Below are 16389 nucleotides of genomic sequence, written 5' to 3'. Positions count from 1 at the left end.
GTCAATCACTTAGTGCCTTAAAACAATAGAATCCCACAAAACCTTTCGTGCCCTTCTGTATAAAACCAACAAACTTCAAAAAAAATCTCCTCCTTTAGGGTCGGGGCAAAAGATTTTTTCCATCATTACCACCCAAGATAAAATCAGACAAAGTCAATCACTTAGTGCCTTAAAACAATAGAATCCCACAAAACCTTTCGTGCCCTTGTGTATAAAACCAACAAGCTTCAAAAAAAATCTTCCCCTTTAGGGTCGGGGTAAAAGATTTTTTATACTTACAAACCTCAAAAAAAATGCAACATCCCGAAAGACATTGCATTACTAACCATCAAAACTTGTATCTAGCAAAAACTAAGATACCGTTACCGTCCCGGCATACTCAGACAAAGACACCCGCTCCTTATTAGCATCCAAAGCGCACACCCATACATCCAGTGTTTTCCCTCGGTAGCGGCGCATCACGCTTACGTTGGCAGAGCCATCCGCACGCGTAGCAATATTCCGTACCAGCCTTGGGCGGTGTTCATCCTCTGCGCAGTACAGCACATAAACTTGATCCGTGCCAAACGCATCTTCATCATCCGTATTATCATCCCAAGTCAGCTCAAAGCTCAACGCAGCTGGCGCTGTCAAATCGTTCAGATAAAGACCTTCCAAATCACCTTTAGAAAACAAAATCTCCGAATTTTCACGATCTAAGCTGTTGGCTGCATAATTCAGCTTATAAGCCTTCATCACATTGCTTGTGGCTTTGTTGTACCTAGAGCTCAGTCCTGTGCGTTGTCCAAAGTGTTTTAGAGCAAAACTCTTATAACCAGACACAAATTCTGATGCAATAGTCATCCTGCTTTTTACAAGCGTTTGCTTACTTGTAGATGGCTTATCAGTAAGTCGCGGTCGCGTTTTACTGATTTCTGTACCATTCACGTTGGCAATTACAATTCTTCCGGTACGCCCTTTGGTACCACCTAATACAGAGTCTGTTACTTTTCCCATAATTTGAGGTTTTTTTGGTTAAACATATCGTAAAGATCTATACTTTTTTAAACCATTTTTCGTTCTTTCCATTATTTTCCAACTTTTTCCAGTCTTTTCCAGTCTTTTCCCCAAAAAAGCACACAACCTCAAAAACTAACCCCTCAAAAACCTCCCCAATCACCCGATCATCTATTCGCCCATTCACCGTCCAAAACATCATTTTCACCGTCCATTCATCGTCCAAATATCATTTTCACCGTCCAGAATGCTACTTTCACCGTCCATTCACCGTCTGTGCACCGTCCGTTCATCGTCCACTCTCCGTCCACCGTCCGTCCACCGGATGTCCTAAACCTATCTAGAATCTATACATCTACCTCCAAAAAAAATCGTAACTTTACAAAAATCCTTTACAAACCATTTGAAAAATACACTCGTTCTATTTGCCCATCCATACTTCGAGCACTCTACCACCAATGTTAGATTGCTAGAGTGTTATGATGATTTAGATAACATTACATTTCGCGATTTGTATCAGGATTACCCAGATTTCCATATTCAGCCATTCCGCGAGAGAAAGCGGATAGTAGAGTACGACAGGATTATTTTCCATTTCCCAATCATTTGGTTTGGCTTGCCGCCCCTGCTCAAGTTATGGATAGATGAGGTCTTTGATATGCGTTGGATTTCAGAGAGCGGTATCAACATTCTTTCCGGAAAAGATGCACTCATAATCACAAGCGTTGGCGGACGAGAAAGTAACTATACACAAGAAGGAAAATACGGAACAGGAGTAGAAGAACTGCTTTCTGGGCTCAAAGTGTCTTTGCATGTCAACAATATCAATCTCAAAAAAATACACATCATTTACAATGCCGATAACCTTAATGAAACAGAACTCAATCTGCTTTCCCAAGAATTGACAGAAACCTTAAAAATAAAATAGATGCAAGGATCCATTGCAATGACAATCCTGATCTTCCTTGGTGCGGCCATTATTATGGTTCCGTTAGGAAAAAAACTGGGTCTTAGTTCGGTAATAGGTTACATCCTTGGTGGCATTTTGATTGGCCCTTTTTGTTTACAGCTCACAGGTAGAGAAGTAGAAGACATTATGCATGCTTCAGAATTAGGAGTAGTTATGATGCTCTTTTTAGTAGGGTTAGAGCTGGAGCCTCATAAGCTATGGCAAATCAGAAAAAGAATCTTAGGGCTTGGGGTCAGCCAGATGTTGCTCAGTATTATTGGGATTTTTATCGTGTTTTATATTGCCGGATTTGGCTTCAAAAAGTCATTTATCATTTCCCTTTGTTTTGCAATGTCATCCACGGCAATTGTTTTGCAGACTCTTAAGGAGAAAAATCTTTTCCGGACAGTCAGCGGAGAATCTTCCTTTTCTATTTTACTCTTTCAGGATATCGCCGTTATTCCTATTTTGGCCTTATTACCTTTTTTATCCAAGTCCAAAAGAGCCTTGGAACAAGCAGGCCACGAGAAAATTCTGCTCCAGTACCTCCCGGATTGGCTCCAGCCCTTCACCGTGATATTAGGCGTTCTGGTGCTCATCCTTTTGGGGCGTTATCTCTTCATCCCATTCCTCAGGTTTGTGTCTAAATCTGGCCTTAATGAATTGCTCACAGCCGCCTCATTATTCCTGGTGATTGGCGTCTCAGAACTGATGATTTCTGTAGGCCTTAGTCCCGCTCTGGGAGCGTTCATAGCTGGTGTAATGTTGGCCAATAGCGAGTTTCGGCACGAGCTGGAAAGTGATATAGACCCTTTCAAAGGGCTTCTTTTAGCAGTCTTTTTTGTAAGCGTGGGCGCCACTATTAACTTTGACATCATTGCTTCTAAACCTCTGTTTATATTTTCTGCAGCCTTCATTGTGTTGTTCATTAAGGCAGTCGTTCTGTTCCTTATCGGTAAATACTATAAAATGAATAACGAGCAGAGCTTCTTTTTAGCTTTTGCCCTCTCCCAGGTTGGTGAGTTTGCTTTCGTTTTGGTTAATTTTGCTGCAAGTTTATATTTGATAGATTATCAGGCCAACTCAGAGCTTATGGCTATTGTAGCCATTACAATGTGTATTTCGCCATTACTTTTGATTTTCAAGGAGAAAGTTCTCGATCAACGGTTCATCAAGCAGAAAACCGAAGAAAACATAGAACTGGGAATCATAAAACAGCGTAAAGTTCTTATTGTAGGTTTCGGATTCTTTGGTAGTACCGTGGGGCGTCTTTTGAAAGCCAACGGGATCCACTCAACGGTTTTGGATAATGATCCGGATAGAGTAGCATTGCTGAGGTCAAACGGCTTCAATGTTTATTACGGAGATGCAACCAAACCAGCGCTGTTGAGGTCTGCAGGGATAGAAGATGCAGAACTTTTAGTGCTTTGTTTGGATGACCCAGAGAAAAATAAGTTTCTCGTAGATTATGTCAAAGAAAACTACCCCGATGTCAAGATTTTTGTAAGAGCCAAGAACCGTTTAGATGCTTACGATTTCCTCAACAAAAACGTCAGCAACATCTACCGAGAAACTCTTGGCACAGCTGTGGATATGGCAGTAGATATCCTACATGAAAGCGGAATGCGGAAATATACTGCCCGCCGAATGGGAAAACGTTTTATGTTGATTGATAAAGCTATGACCAGACGTTTAGCTAAGGAAAAAGACAAAGAGATGTTTACCTTTACACTTCGCGAGTCTCTGGAACGCGAAGCAGAATTATTGGCGCTCGACAGCATTTCCTTCGAAGAAAACCATTGGAGTGGGGAAGACGACGATGACAAATAATGCTTGCTTAAGTTTTCTTAGTTTGTCACTCTGAGGTTCTCGAAGAGTCACCACCTTGTCACTCTTAGGCTCTCGAAGAGTTTCAAAATTCTGGAAATAAAGAACGTATATTTTCCTAGTTTTCATTACATTTATTCCCCGAAATAATTTCTATTCTATGAAGAAAATAAGAACTAGTTTATTAGTAACATTCATTGCATTTAACGCAGGAAATTTGATGATCAATGCGCAGCAGAAAAAAGCTTCTGTTGCCACAGAAAAAGCTATGAAAGACAATCCATTTCTTAAAAAAAGTCCGTTGCAATATCAAGCTCCGGAATTCGATAAAATAAAAGACGAGCACTTCAAACCTGCTTTCGAGTTTGGTTTGAAAGAACAATTAGCCAACATTAATAAAATTATTAATGATAAAGCGTCTCCTACGTTTGAGAACACCGTTTTAGCTTTGGAAAACAGTGGCGAAACATTAGGTAGAGCAACTATTCTTTTCTACAACTTGACAAGTTCTAATACCAATGATAATCTTCAGAAATTAGAAGAAGAATACGCGCCAATCTTTGCTTCTCATTCAGATAAAATCAATTTGAATGACAAGCTTTACAAAAGATTGAAAGCGGTTAAAACAGACAAGTTAGATGCGGAAAGCAAAAGATTAACAGAGTTTTATATTACCAATTTCGAATTGGCAGGCGCTAATCTTTCAGCTGAAAACAAAGAAAAGCTGAAGGAAATCAATCAGCAATTGGCAACTTTGGGTACACGGTTTAGCAACAAGTTGTTGGAAGCAAGAAAAAAAGGCGCAGTTCTGATTTCTGATGTCAAAGAATTAGATGGTCTTTCTGCAGACGAAATTGCTGCTGCTGCAACCGATGCGGAACAAGCGGGGCAAAAAGGGAAATATCTTTTGGTATTGCAGAACACTACGCAACAACCGCTTTTACAGAATCTTAAAAACAGAGCAACGAGAGAAAAACTCTTCAAGGCTTCTTGGACAAGAGCTGAAAAAGGAGACGAAAATGATACCCGCGAAACGGTTGAGAAATTAGCAAAACTAAGATTACAAAAAGCGCAGTTGTTCGGGAAGAAAAACTTTGCCGAATGGAGCTTGCAAGACCAAATGGCAAAAACACCGGAAGCTGCAATGGGGCTTTTGGCGCAATTAGCAAAACCTGCTGTTGAAACAGCAAATCGTGAAGCAAAAGAAATTCAGGAGTTGATTGATTCGCAAAAAGGCGGTTTCCAAGTAGAACCTTGGGACTGGAATTTCTATTCAGAGCAGGTTAGAAAAGCAAAATATGACCTTGATGAAAACGAAATCAAACCTTATTTCGAAGTAACCACTGTTCTGGAAAAAGGTGTTTTCTACGCAGCTGAGCAATTTTACGGAATCACTTTCAAAGAAAGAAAAGACCTTCCTGTCTATCATCCGGATGTTGTCGCTTACGAAGTTTTCGATAGAGACGGAAAATCTTTAGCATTATATTACCTTGATTTCTATACAAGAAGCAATAAAAGTGGTGGTGCTTGGATGAATAATTTTGTTCCTCAATCTCACTTATTAGGTCAAAAACCGGTTATTGTGAATGTGTATAATTTCCAAAAACCGGCTGCAGGAAAACCTTCTTTGGTTTCTTATGATGATGTAGAAACAATGTTTCACGAGTTTGGTCATACTTTGCACGGTTTATTTGCTAATCAAAAATATGCATCAATTTCTGGAGCTAACACACCGAGAGACTTTGTGGAATTCCCATCTCAAATCAATGAGCATTTTGCATTGGAGCCAGAGATTCTGAAAAATTATGCATTACATTATCAGACTAAGCAACCAATGCCACAAACTTTGATTGATAAAATCAAAAAGGCGTCAAACTTTAACCAAGGTTACGCGACAACAGAATTGGTAGCAGCAGCGACTTTGGATATGAATTGGCATACAGTAACTTCTGACAGCCAATTGATTCCTGTTTTGGATTTTGAAGAACAGGCTTTGTCTAAATACGGATTATTAGTTCCTCAAGTTCCACCAAGATATCATACGCCTTATTTTGCGCACATTTGGGGCGGTGGATATTCTGCAGGTTATTACGCTTATCTTTGGTCCGAGACTTTGGATTCCGATGCTTGGGAATGGATAAAAGCGAATGGCGGAATCAAGAGAGAAAATGGCGACAGATTTAGAAAATATATCTTATCAGTTGGTAACAGTGTAGATTTGAACAAAGCTTTTGAAGAATTTACAGGTCACAAAGCTGATATCAAACCACTTCTCAGAAGCAGAGGTTTCATCAAATAAGATTTAAATAAAAATGATAAGAAACGTTTCCTAATTTGGAAGCGTTTTTTTGTTTTTGACTTTGAAATATTTTTTTGATTAATTTTAATTTTTGAGAATTAAATAAGATGAAAGTAAAATCGAAGATTTCATTAATTATATTGGCTTTTACATTTGTTATAAGTTGTAATAAAAATAATTACGATGAATTTGAGTTTTCTTATGGAAATACGTTTGAAACGGATTTTTCTATAAAATTTACCCAAAATGATTCTATTTATCTTCGTGAAAATTGGTCTCCTAATGATAGTAATAATGATATTCCTTATCCTAAAAGCAAAACTAATTACATTGCAATTCTGACAAGAAAACAAAAAGAGGAATTAAATGCATTTTTAAGTAAGATTGATTTTAAGAAACTCGATACAGTTTATTTTGAACGTTATGAAGATGGAGGACAATATAAACTTTATTTTAAAAAGAATGATTTTGAAAAAACTATTTTTGTTCGGAGCCATCATTCTCCACAAGAATTGGATTCTTTAGCAAATTGGATTGTGGATGTGAAAAGAAATTTAAAACTCAAGAAAACTAACAAAGTTCTTGAATTTAAAAGTAAATTTTATTCTATTCCGCCACCACCTCCACCAATTTCAAATTAAAAATTTAATTAACTTAGTTTTGCGAATAATTTAAAAACTAATGAAAAACCTCAACCTTTTATTAAGCTTCCTCTTACTGAATTTGATTTTCAATTGCAACTCCAAAGAAGAAAATCAGACTAATGAAGTGATTGATAAGAAGGAAGTCAATTCAAAAGATTCGTTGGTTGCAGTTCAGATTGATTCGGCTAAGATTCCAAAATCTATTGAGTATAAAGGGAACTTTAAAAATGCTGTCAGCTGGAATGATGAATCAGGCGAAAACTTTGTCATATTATCAGCAACAGGAATTTTTAGAAATGCCGATAAACACGAGTTTGATGACAGTGCAGATTCCGAATTGTTCGCTTGTCATTTTAATTTGAATAAAGGAAAACTGTTGCAAGTCTGGAAACTTTATGACTTTGTAAAAGATTGTCCGGTTGATATCGAAGCAGAATTTTATAATCAATTTCCGAAAGTGACTGACCTGAATAAAAATGATGTTCCGGAAGTTTGGATAATGTACAAAACCGGTTGTCACGGCGATGTAAGTCCGGTAACTCTTAAACTGATAATGTACGAAGGCAATAAAAAATACGCTATGCGAGGCGAAAACAAAGTACAGGTTGGAGCTGATGATTATCTCGGTGGCGAATATAAATTTGATAAAAGTTTTAATTCTGCTCCAGATGTTTTTAAAAACTTTGCGATTAAAATCTGGGATGAAAATGTCAATTAATAATTGATTTTAATACAGTTAATTTAAACAAAAAAGCAAAACACCGATTGACATTTTGCTTTGTGTTTATAGTAAGGTTTTACATCCTTTGTAATATTTCTTTCTTCTTGGTTTCGTAATCTTCTAAAGAAATTAAATCATTGTCCAGAAAAGCTTTTAGTTTCATCAGCGTTTCCATTGGGTCTTCGGCTGGTACTTCTGGTTTTACCTCTTGTGGTTTTTGTGGTTCTTCAGGTTTTTCATTTTGTGTATTGACAGTAATTCCTCCAGCTGTGGCTCTTTTCTCTTCCAGCTCTTTTTGTCGGCGGTATTCAATCATTTCTTCCTCTTTGCCTTGAGCGTATTGGTAAAGCTTTCTGGCTTGAGATTTAGGAATGTAATCTATTGTTTCTATGAAACCGGTGATAGCAGTCATTGTAAAAGTGGAACCCAAAATAGCCTCACTGATATGACTCTCAGCAACATCTTTCCAAAGATAGTCATTGAAATCCGTCACCAATCCAAAGGACTTCGAGCGGAAAAACAGGATTCTTTTATTCGTAAGAACAATAGAGTCTGGGGAAATATTGATGGCTGGTTTGTTTTGTACGGCGATATACTCGACAGTTTCTCCGTTGGTTAATAAATCGTTGACTTTTTCACTGATTTTTTCTACTGCTTTTGGGTCTTGGTCTTCGTTCAGAAATTTCTTTATATCGTTTATCATTTTTGAATTTTAAATTTTTCTAATGTGAAATTACGAAAAATTATTAAGCGCCATTTTTTCAATAGATTGTATTATCATATATTTTTGGATTTCCATTTAAGTCAAAATCCAAAGATCTGTTTATCGAGTATTTGAGATTAAGAAAAGTCCAATCATTATTTCTGAAAATTTTTCTTATTACTTTTTTACATTTTCTGATTTCTTTCTTTTCCTCAAAATACTCTTTTAAATCTGAAAAATTTACTAAGGTTGGTTTATCGAATTTTGCAACTTTTAATTTTTTCAATTTCCCTTTTTTTGAGAATTCTAAATTGTAATTTTGGAAACAAGTAAATTTTTCGTTTTTAATATTAATTTGATTCAATTTTAATTTCAAACGATTATCGATTGTGTCTTTCTTAGATGAAAGATAATCTCTGATAGGTTTTGATTTCGACCAAGCATCATTCTCTTTCTTAGTAAATAAGTACATCATTCTATATCCGTCATTAGAATACGAATTTCCTTTTGGAAGATTATCTGTAAATGAAGAATACAAAAGATTTAAATTTAACTCATCTGTAATAGATTTATCATTTTGAATTATAATCGAAACAATAGGGTTTACTGTATCTTGTCCCCAAATGCAATCATATTTTTGCCTATTAATTTTGTTATTTACTTTTGTTTGAAAGATTATCGTATTGCAATGTAGAAAATTATTGTTCCAATTTTGAATTAATGAATCTGTAGGAAAATCTTTTTGCTTTGAAGCTAATAATTTATTGATAAGCTCTTTTACTTTTGAGGATTCTATTGGAATAGATTGGAAGAACTCAACTTTATTTTTAAGTTCATTTTTATCTTTTTTTTGATAATTATATTGAGTAATTCTGTTTAGTATAAAACCTGAAAATTCTCCGTTATTTGTTTTGCTTAAATCAATAATCTGTTTATTGGTAATTATTCTAAAATAAATAGAATCAGTAGATTGATTCAATGATTTTAAATTATACAAATAAAGATTTTCCTCATCTAAACTCAATTTTTTATTTTGAATGTCATTTAATTTTAACTCAATTTTGTACTCAGAATTTTGGCAATTAACTCTTGAGACAAATAGGATTAACATTAAAATTAGGATTCTGGATAACATTTAGTTTTATTAATTTTTAAGTCAAGTGAAAATACAAAAACAAACTCAATTGTCAGCAAACAAAAAACTGCATCAGAATATCCAATGCAGTTGATGTTTTATTTTAAAGTTGAAATCTTAACCTTCCAACTGACTTCCAAGATATTCCCATTCTTGCAAAGTCAAATCTAGTTCTTCTTTTGTTTTATTATAAGTTTCCAAAACTTGTTCAGAAGGATTTTCTTTAGCAAAAGAAGCTTCAAATTCTTCGATTTTTAATTCTAATTCGGAGATTTTTTCCTCAACTTTTTTCAGTTTGTTTTGGATGTTTTTCTGCTCTTTGCTGACAATTATGTTTGATTGATTCTCAGTTGCAGGTTTTGATTCTTGAGCTTTTGGAGCTTCGGCTTCTTCTTTATGAAGTTTTGACCTTTCTGCGGAGATTTCTCGGATGCTTTCTTTTTGTCTGTATTCTAGGTATTCATCAATGTTTCCAAGAAATTCTTTCATCTTTCCATCACGGAATTCGAAGATTTTGTCTGACAAACCTTGCAGGAATTCACGGTCGTGAGAAATGACGATTAATGTTCCTTCATATTTCTGAAGTGCTAACTTGATAATCTCCTTAGACTGAATATCCAAGTGGTTCGTAGGCTCATCCATAATCAACGTGTTGAACGGACGAAGCAACAATTTACAAAGTGCCAGACGGTTTCTCTCACCTCCGGAAAGAACTTTTGTCTTCTTTGTCACATCTTCACCTTGGAACAGGAAAGAACCTAAAAGGTCACGAACTCTCGGTCTGGTTTCTTCTGTTGCTGAATCTTCCGCTTCCTGAAGAACGGTTTTATCAGGCGTCAAAACTTCTTCCTGATTCTGAGCAAAATAACCGATGCTCACGTTATGACCAAGATTCCATTCTCCTGAATAATCTTTGATATCACCTGCAAGAATTTTTGCTAAAGTGGTTTTGCCTTGTCCGTTTTGTCCTAAAAGCGAGATTCTAGCACCTCTTTCCACAATGAAATCTACGTTGTCGAAAATCTGTTTGTTGCCATAAGCTTTACCTAAGTTTTTAGCTTCGAAAATTACTTTTCCAGGCGTCACAGACGGTTGAAAACGAATATTGAATTTGGATACATCTTCATTATCGATTTCGATTCTCTCGATTTTCTCCAGTTTTTTGATTAGTGACTGTGCAAAAGAAGCTTTAGTCGCACTTGCACGGAACTTGTTGATGTTGTCTTCCATCTGTTTGATTTCCGCATCTTGATTTTTCTTAGCTTGAGCTAGTTTTTCGCGACGTTCTTTTCTCAGTTCCAGATATTTGGAATAGTTGGCTTTGTAATCCTCAATTTTTTTATTGTTAACATCAAAAGTTCTGTTGCAGATAGAAGTCATAAACTGCTTGTCGTGACTTACCAAAACGATTGAACCGGGATAATCTTTCAAGAAATCTTCCAGCCAAATGATAGATTCCATATCCAAGTGGTTGGTCGGCTCATCCAGAAGCATCAAATCGTTTTTCTGAAGAAGCAGTTTTGCTAACTCGATTCTCATTCTCCAACCTCCGGAAAACTCATCGGTTATCTTTTGAAAATCATCGGCTTTGAAACCTAAACCAAACAATACTTTCTCTACATCACCTTCCAAATTGTAAGCATCGTGGTTCATCAAAAGGTCATTCAGTTCCGTCATTCTGACAATTAAATCGGAATAAGCATCACTTTCGTAATCGGTTCTGGTAGCTAATTGATGATTAACTTCCTCAAGCTCATTTTTCATCGCATTAATTTGCTCATAAGCCTGCATCGTTTCATCCCAAACAGTTCTTCCTTTTACAAAATCTAAGTCCTGCTTTAGAAAACCAATCGTGATTGCGCCCTCTGATACAACGGTGCCTTCGTAAAAGTTGATTTCTTTGGAAAGGATTTTTAGAAGCGTAGATTTTCCTGCTCCATTCTTACCAACCAAGCCGATTTTATCATCTTTCTTGATGGTAAAATTGACGTCTCGGAAAAGATAATTTCCTGCGTGATGTAATCCTAATCCTTGTGCCGATATCATTATTGTCTATGTTTAAATTTCAATTTGCAAAAGTAGGGTTTAATTGAAGATGAATCAAGAGAAAAGAATAAAGAGGCAAGACTCTGAGAATTAAGATTAAACATCTTTTGAAATACTACGTTTCTCGCAGCCCGACTTGAGCGGAAATCCTTTTTACGCAACGCAGTGGAGTGAAAAGATTGGGAGCGGAAGGCGGATAAAGCTGCCCAAATAAATATTAATGTAAGATTTTGAGAGCCTCAATTTGACAAAGAAATGTTAATTATTGTCATTAAAGAAGCAAAAACTTATCTTTGCAAAAATGTTTATAAAATGAGTAAGCCGATTTCGGAATTTATAGAAAAGTATTATTTGCACTTCAATGCGGCTGCGTTGGTAGATGCTTCCAAAGGTTATGTTGCACACCTGAAAGATGGCGGCAAAATGATGGTAACATTGGCTGGAGCTATGTCAACTGCTGAACTTGGGAAAATCTTTGCTGAGATGATTCGTCAGGATAAAGTAGATTTCATCTCTTGTACCGGAGCGAACCTTGAAGAAGACCTAATGAATCTTGTTGCACACTCTCACTACGAAAGAGTTCCGCATTACAGAGACCTTACGCCTCAAGAAGAATGGGCGCTTTTGGAAAGAGGATTGAACAGAGTTACTGATACTTGTATTCCGGAAGAAGAGGCTTTCAGAAGATTACAGAAACACATCTACGAACTTTGGAAAGATGCTGATGATAAAGGTGAAAGATATTTCCCGCACGAATATATGTACAAAATGATTTTGTCTGGAGTTCTTGAACAGTATTACGAGATTCCAAGAGAAAATTCTTGGATGATTGCGGCGGCTGAAAAGAACCTGCCAATCGTTGTTCCAGGATGGGAAGATTCTACAATGGGTAATATTTTTGCTTCATATTGTATCAAAGGAGAATTGAAATTCTCTACAATGAAATCAGGAATCGAATATATGGCTTATTTGGCTGATTGGTACACGAAAAATTCAGGTGGAAAAGGCGTTGGTTTCTTCCAGATTGGTGGAGGAATTGCTGGAGATTTCCCAATCTGTGTTGTTCCGATGTTGTATCAAGATATGGAAATGCACGATATCCCTTTCTGGTCTTATTTCTGCCAGATTTCTGATTCTACAACATCTTACGGTTCATATTCCGGAGCTGTTCCGAATGAGAAAATCACTTGGGGGAAATTGGACATCACAACACCGAAATTTATCGTTGAAAGTGATGCGACAATCTGTGCACCATTGATGTTCTCTTATGTTTTAGAAAATTCTTAATTGAGTTTATATATAATATAAAAGCGTTCAAAAATGATTTGAACGCTTTTTTTTATTTTTAAGTATTTGATAATTAATCTAAAGAATTAATTAAGACGATATATCTGTAGCCAAAAATAGCTTTTTGAAATTTGTTAAGTTTGGTGAAATCTCTTTTGCTATACTTGGGTAAAACTGCAACGTTGATTTTGTTCAGTATTTTGAAAAATGCTTTTTTCATAACCTTAAATTTGATTTTAAAATACAAGTTTCAAACCAAAAAATTAGAGCATCATCACGCCTTCTATTTCTGCTACTTTTTTGTAAATGCTAATAACTTGGTTTGCATCCAACACAAAACAATCAATAGAAACAGAAGTATATTTTCCTGTTGAACTTTCTTTGTTGGATAAGGTGTATTTCAAATTATCAAAAACTCTCAGTATTTCTGTTATTTTTTCAGAATCACTTGTTACGATGAATTTGAAAAGATATTCCTCAGGGAAGTTATGTTGTTCTTCTAGTTTTTCCTTAAGTGATCTGTAAAAATCTTCTGGATTGGTATGTTTGTTTTCTATGATATCTGCCATCTTATTTTGGTATAAATTAAAAAATATCCGTAAAAACGGAAGCCAAAGTTAGTGATATTTATTTTCTTGTTATTGATTGTTTCTGTTTGAAAGAATGACAGCGTTCAATATTGATTTTATTTAACGTTTTCAACTTATTATTGTCTTAAAATGAATGAATATAATGACTCATTTTGAGTTAATAGTTTTTAGAATTTATGAATATCGTAAATATTGCGCTTAAAAATGGTGATTTTATTTTAACAATTTATGTTAGAATTAACCACTAAATGGCAGTGGTTTGGTGTTATTTTGTTGATTTTTAGCTTTTTAAAATATAATGTTAAATATTAACATTGTGTTAATGAAAATATTTATATTCGAAGAATAAGAAAATAATACATAAGAATATTATGAGAAAAAATTATGTGAAATTACCATTGTTGATTGCTGCTTTGTATTTTGGTGGCAATTTGCATGCCCAATCCACACAGGATACTACAACTAAAGAAAATAAGATTGAGGAGGTTGTTGTGATTGGATATGGTTCTCAGAAAAAAGAGAATGTTACGGGAAGTATTGGTATTGTCTCAGCAAAAGATCTTGCAGATAAACCGAATGCGAATCCGCTGAACTCTGTACAAGGAAAACTTGCTGGGGTTAATGTGGTAACTTCTGGTACACCTGGAGGCTCTCCAAGAGTTGATATTAGAGGTATTGGTTCATTGTCAGGAAATACAGTTTTCATCGTTGATGGAATGATTACGGAAGATATTTCTTTCCTTAATCCTCAAGATATAGAATCGATGAGTGTTTTGAAGGATCCTTCAAGTTTAGCAATCTTTGGTGCAAAAGCTGCAAATGGAGCTGTAATTATCAAAACAAAATCTGGAAAAGGGAAGCCTGTTTTCACTCTTAGTTCTTATTTAGGAATTAAAACTGTTACCAATGTTCCCAAAATGGTGAATGGCGATCAGTATATTGAATTGTATAACGAAATGCTTCTTAATGATAGAATTGCAGATCCGCAATTTATAACAAAAACTCAATATCCAGGAAATACTGACTGGTTTAAAGAAATTTTAAGAACAAGTGTTATCAACTCTAACGATTTTTCTGCGTCAGGAACTTTAGGTAAGTTAAATTATTACGGTAGTGTAGGCTATCTTCAAGATGAAGGTAATCTAGCTGCAGGACAAGGAATCAATTCTGGAAGTGGTTTTAACAGATTTAATACAAAGTTGAACTTAAGCTACAAAGTAACAGACAATATTACAATTGGGAATAATTTTGCATTTTCCAAAATGCGTACTGATGATTCTGCTAATCCATTGTTAAATGCCAGAAATGCTCCCCCAGTATTTAATGTGAATAACCCAGCAACTGGTGATTATCAATATATCACACTTGTGAATGTTGCAAACCCAAGAGCTCAATTAGATCTTTATCGTTCTCAGACACGTCAAGAACGTCTTTTGAATAATGTTTGGGCAGAGGTTAAGTTTTTAAAGGATTTTACTTTCAGAAGTAGTTACTCTTCGGATAATTATACACCTGTAAAGTATGAATATACACCAACTTTCACCTATGTTCCTATAGCTGATCAAAAGGCTTCTACTTTAGTTACAAGAACTAATCGTTACAGAAATTATGTTTGGGATAATACATTAAATTGGAAAAAGAGTTTTGGTGATCATAATTTAGATCTACTAGCTGGTTTCACGAGAGTCAGAGATTCAAGATCAGAAGATTATTGGTCAGCTAATAATGTTGTATATGATGGAACTAATGCTTCTTTGGATATTTCGAATGGTACAAATATTCTTAATTTTCAAAATACAAGAACGGGTCCAGATGTAACTCAAGATCAGCGTAGAATAGAATCTTTCTTCGGAAGAATTAATTATGATTATGCAGGAAAGTACCTATTGAATGCTTCTATCCGTAGAGATGCAACTTCACAAATTTCGCAGGATAGATATAAAACATTTCCTGCAGTTAGTGTAGGTTGGGTTATTTCAAAAGAAGGATTTATGAGCGAGCAAAATGTTTTCAATTTATTGAAATTGAGAGCTAGCTGGGGAAAACTTGGAAATCCTAATGTTCGTAGAGACTTTACACAAACAGTGAGTATTATAAATGGTGGGGCATATTATGGAAGCACTGGTTATCCTGCGGGGACAATTGACAGAGTAATTGATCCTAATATAGGTTGGGAAACAACAACTGGTTCTGATGTTGGGTTAGAGATGGCTTTCCTTAATAACAAATTGAAAGTAGAAGGAACTTATTATGACAAAGAATCTAAAGATATTGTGTACAGTATTTTCCAAGGCACGATTTCAGGGGCAAGTAATCCAAGGGATTTTGTGACTAATGCATACTCTTTCAGAAATAAAGGATTTGAAGTTTCAGCTAATTATAATACAGATATTAGTGAGAATGTAAAACTTGGTGTTTATGGAAATTTCACATCACTTAATAATAAAATTACCGATGTTTATGGAGGGTCATTCTTAGAAACTGGAGCTAGTTTGTTTGGGAATTCTATTGTAAGACTACAAGAAGGACAGGCGGTTGGTTCATACTATGGATATCAGGTTGCAGGTGTTTTCCAAACCGATGCAGAAGCAATTGCTTCTGGACAAAATGGTGGTAATGCTAGAGCAGGATGGTTTAAATTTACTGATATGGACGGAAATGGTGTTATTGACTCTAGAGATAAAACCTTCTTGGGAAGTCCAATTCCAAAAGGGACTTATGGTTTTGGATTTAATTTGAATATCCATTCTATTGATATAGGTGTTGATTTTCAAGGTGTATTTGGAAATAAAATCTATAATTACAATAGAGAACAGCGTTATGGAAATGAGAGCTGGGATCTTGACATGTATAATAATAGATGGAGAGGTGCTGGAACGTCAAATACCAATGCGATGATTACCTCTAACCAATCCGTTATTTTACCAAATAGTTTTTATGTAGAGGATGGAAGTTATTTCAGAATTAGAAATATTCAAATAGGATATAGCTTGTCAAAAGCAATTGCAGAATCTTTATCAGTAAAGAAATTAAGAATTTATTTAAGTGCTCAAAATCCTTGGACAAGCTTCAAATATAATGGATTCTCTCCAGAGATTATGAACACGGATAGAGTGCAGATGGGAATCGATAATAATATCTATCCAATTTCTGCAATTTATACAATGGGTATGAATTTAACATTTTAATTAG

The 16389-nt window shown here is 35.4% G+C and carries 14 protein-coding genes; 7 read left to right on the top strand and 7 right to left on the bottom strand.

Annotated features, from left to right (window positions below):
• Positions 1-351: 351 nt before the first annotated feature.
• Together RTY06_RS01150 and RTY06_RS01145 are read right to left on the bottom strand one after the other, a co-directional pair.
• Positions 352-996, bottom strand: a complete 645-nt coding sequence (locus tag RTY06_RS01150; RefSeq protein ID WP_312822184.1) for a DUF6266 family protein — start codon at positions 994-996, stop codon at positions 352-354.
• A gap of 37 nt (positions 997-1033) precedes the next feature.
• Positions 1034-1222 (bottom strand): hypothetical protein, encoded by a 189-nt coding sequence (locus tag RTY06_RS01145; RefSeq protein WP_312822183.1) that lies wholly within the window; start codon positions 1220-1222, stop codon positions 1034-1036.
• Positions 1223-1399: 177 nt separating this feature from the next.
• Between RTY06_RS01145 and RTY06_RS01140 the strand changes: the two genes are divergently transcribed.
• From RTY06_RS01140 to RTY06_RS01120, 5 genes are all read left to right on the top strand, one after another.
• Positions 1400-1924 (top strand): NAD(P)H-dependent oxidoreductase, encoded by a 525-nt coding sequence (locus RTY06_RS01140; protein ID WP_312822182.1) that lies wholly within the window; start codon positions 1400-1402, stop codon positions 1922-1924.
• Entirely contained in the window at positions 1925-3775 is a 1851-nt protein-coding gene (locus RTY06_RS01135; RefSeq protein ID WP_312822180.1) for a cation:proton antiporter, read from the top strand.
• Positions 3776-3992: 217 nt separating this feature from the next.
• Entirely contained in the window at positions 3993-6071 is a 2079-nt protein-coding gene (locus RTY06_RS01130) for a M3 family metallopeptidase (RefSeq protein ID WP_312822268.1), read from the top strand.
• Between the two features lie 107 nt (positions 6072-6178).
• Positions 6179-6712 (top strand): hypothetical protein, encoded by a 534-nt coding sequence (locus tag RTY06_RS01125; protein ID WP_312822179.1) that lies wholly within the window; start codon positions 6179-6181, stop codon positions 6710-6712.
• A 40-nt stretch (positions 6713-6752) separates the two neighbouring features.
• Positions 6753-7433 (top strand): M949_RS01915 family surface polysaccharide biosynthesis protein, encoded by a 681-nt coding sequence (locus RTY06_RS01120; protein ID WP_312822178.1) that lies wholly within the window; start codon positions 6753-6755, stop codon positions 7431-7433.
• A gap of 79 nt (positions 7434-7512) precedes the next feature.
• On the opposite strand, the gene RTY06_RS01115 is transcribed toward RTY06_RS01120, so the two are convergent.
• From RTY06_RS01115 to RTY06_RS01105, 3 genes are all read right to left on the bottom strand, one after another.
• Positions 7513-8139 carry a PH domain-containing protein gene (locus tag RTY06_RS01115; protein ID WP_312822177.1) on the bottom strand — a complete coding sequence of 209 codons (627 nt, stop codon included), beginning with the start codon at positions 8137-8139 and terminating at the stop codon, positions 7513-7515.
• 58 nt (positions 8140-8197) lie between these two features.
• Complete coding sequence (locus tag RTY06_RS01110; RefSeq protein WP_312822176.1) at positions 8198-9274, bottom strand: hypothetical protein; 1077 nt, start codon at positions 9272-9274, stop codon at positions 8198-8200.
• A 117-nt stretch (positions 9275-9391) separates the two neighbouring features.
• A complete protein-coding gene (locus RTY06_RS01105) occupies positions 9392-11320 on the bottom strand; it encodes an ATP-binding cassette domain-containing protein (RefSeq protein ID WP_312822175.1) in 1929 nt (642 codons plus the stop codon).
• Positions 11321-11632: 312 nt separating this feature from the next.
• On the opposite strand from RTY06_RS01105, the gene RTY06_RS01100 reads away from it, so the two are divergent.
• Positions 11633-12607 (top strand): deoxyhypusine synthase family protein, encoded by a 975-nt coding sequence (locus tag RTY06_RS01100; protein WP_312822267.1) that lies wholly within the window; start codon positions 11633-11635, stop codon positions 12605-12607.
• A gap of 73 nt (positions 12608-12680) precedes the next feature.
• On the opposite strand, the gene RTY06_RS01095 is transcribed toward RTY06_RS01100, so the two are convergent.
• Together RTY06_RS01095 and RTY06_RS01090 are read right to left on the bottom strand one after the other, a co-directional pair.
• The gene (locus tag RTY06_RS01095; RefSeq protein WP_168926404.1) at positions 12681-12827 is read right to left on the bottom strand and encodes a hypothetical protein; all 147 of its coding nucleotides are present in this window, start codon (positions 12825-12827) and stop codon (positions 12681-12683) included.
• 43 nt (positions 12828-12870) lie between these two features.
• Positions 12871-13176, bottom strand: coding sequence for a DUF493 domain-containing protein (locus RTY06_RS01090; RefSeq protein WP_312822172.1), 306 nt, complete (start codon positions 13174-13176; stop codon positions 12871-12873).
• 392 nt (positions 13177-13568) lie between these two features.
• On the opposite strand from RTY06_RS01090, the gene RTY06_RS01085 reads away from it, so the two are divergent.
• Positions 13569-16385 carry a SusC/RagA family TonB-linked outer membrane protein gene (locus RTY06_RS01085; RefSeq protein ID WP_312822170.1) on the top strand — a complete coding sequence of 939 codons (2817 nt, stop codon included), beginning with the start codon at positions 13569-13571 and terminating at the stop codon, positions 16383-16385.
• The last annotated feature ends 4 nt before the right edge of the window (positions 16386-16389 follow it).

Origin of the sequence: Epilithonimonas sp. (genome assembly GCF_032055105.1) — a bacterium.
Classification (GTDB): Bacteria; Bacteroidota; Bacteroidia; order Flavobacteriales; family Weeksellaceae; genus Epilithonimonas.
Note: the sequence above shows the minus strand (reverse complement) of the source record. Positions and strands in the feature narration are given on the sequence as shown.

Bases quoted from the DNA above. Each gene is read 5' to 3' on its own strand.
- RTY06_RS01110 (WP_312822176.1), bottom strand. From the start codon at position 9,274: ATGTTATCCAGAATCCTAATTTTAATGTTAATCCTATTTGTCTCAAGA.
- RTY06_RS01095 (WP_168926404.1), bottom strand. From the start codon at position 12,827: ATGAAAAAAGCATTTTTCAAAATACTGAACAAAATCAACGTTGCAGTT.
- RTY06_RS01130 (WP_312822268.1), top strand. From the start codon at position 3,993: ATGATCAATGCGCAGCAGAAAAAAGCTTCTGTTGCCACAGAAAAAGCT.
- RTY06_RS01085 (WP_312822170.1), top strand. From the start codon at position 13,569: ATGAGAAAAAATTATGTGAAATTACCATTGTTGATTGCTGCTTTGTAT.
- RTY06_RS01115 (WP_312822177.1), bottom strand. From the start codon at position 8,139: ATGATAAACGATATAAAGAAATTTCTGAACGAAGACCAAGACCCAAAA.
- RTY06_RS01100 (WP_312822267.1), top strand. From the start codon at position 11,633: ATGAGTAAGCCGATTTCGGAATTTATAGAAAAGTATTATTTGCACTTC.
- RTY06_RS01150 (WP_312822184.1), bottom strand. From the start codon at position 996: ATGGGAAAAGTAACAGACTCTGTATTAGGTGGTACCAAAGGGCGTACC.
- RTY06_RS01105 (WP_312822175.1), bottom strand. From the start codon at position 11,320: ATGATATCGGCACAAGGATTAGGATTACATCACGCAGGAAATTATCTT.
- RTY06_RS01125 (WP_312822179.1), top strand. From the start codon at position 6,179: ATGAAAGTAAAATCGAAGATTTCATTAATTATATTGGCTTTTACATTT.
- RTY06_RS01090 (WP_312822172.1), bottom strand. From the start codon at position 13,176: ATGGCAGATATCATAGAAAACAAACATACCAATCCAGAAGATTTTTAC.
- RTY06_RS01135 (WP_312822180.1), top strand. From the start codon at position 1,925: ATGCAAGGATCCATTGCAATGACAATCCTGATCTTCCTTGGTGCGGCC.
- RTY06_RS01120 (WP_312822178.1), top strand. From the start codon at position 6,753: ATGAAAAACCTCAACCTTTTATTAAGCTTCCTCTTACTGAATTTGATT.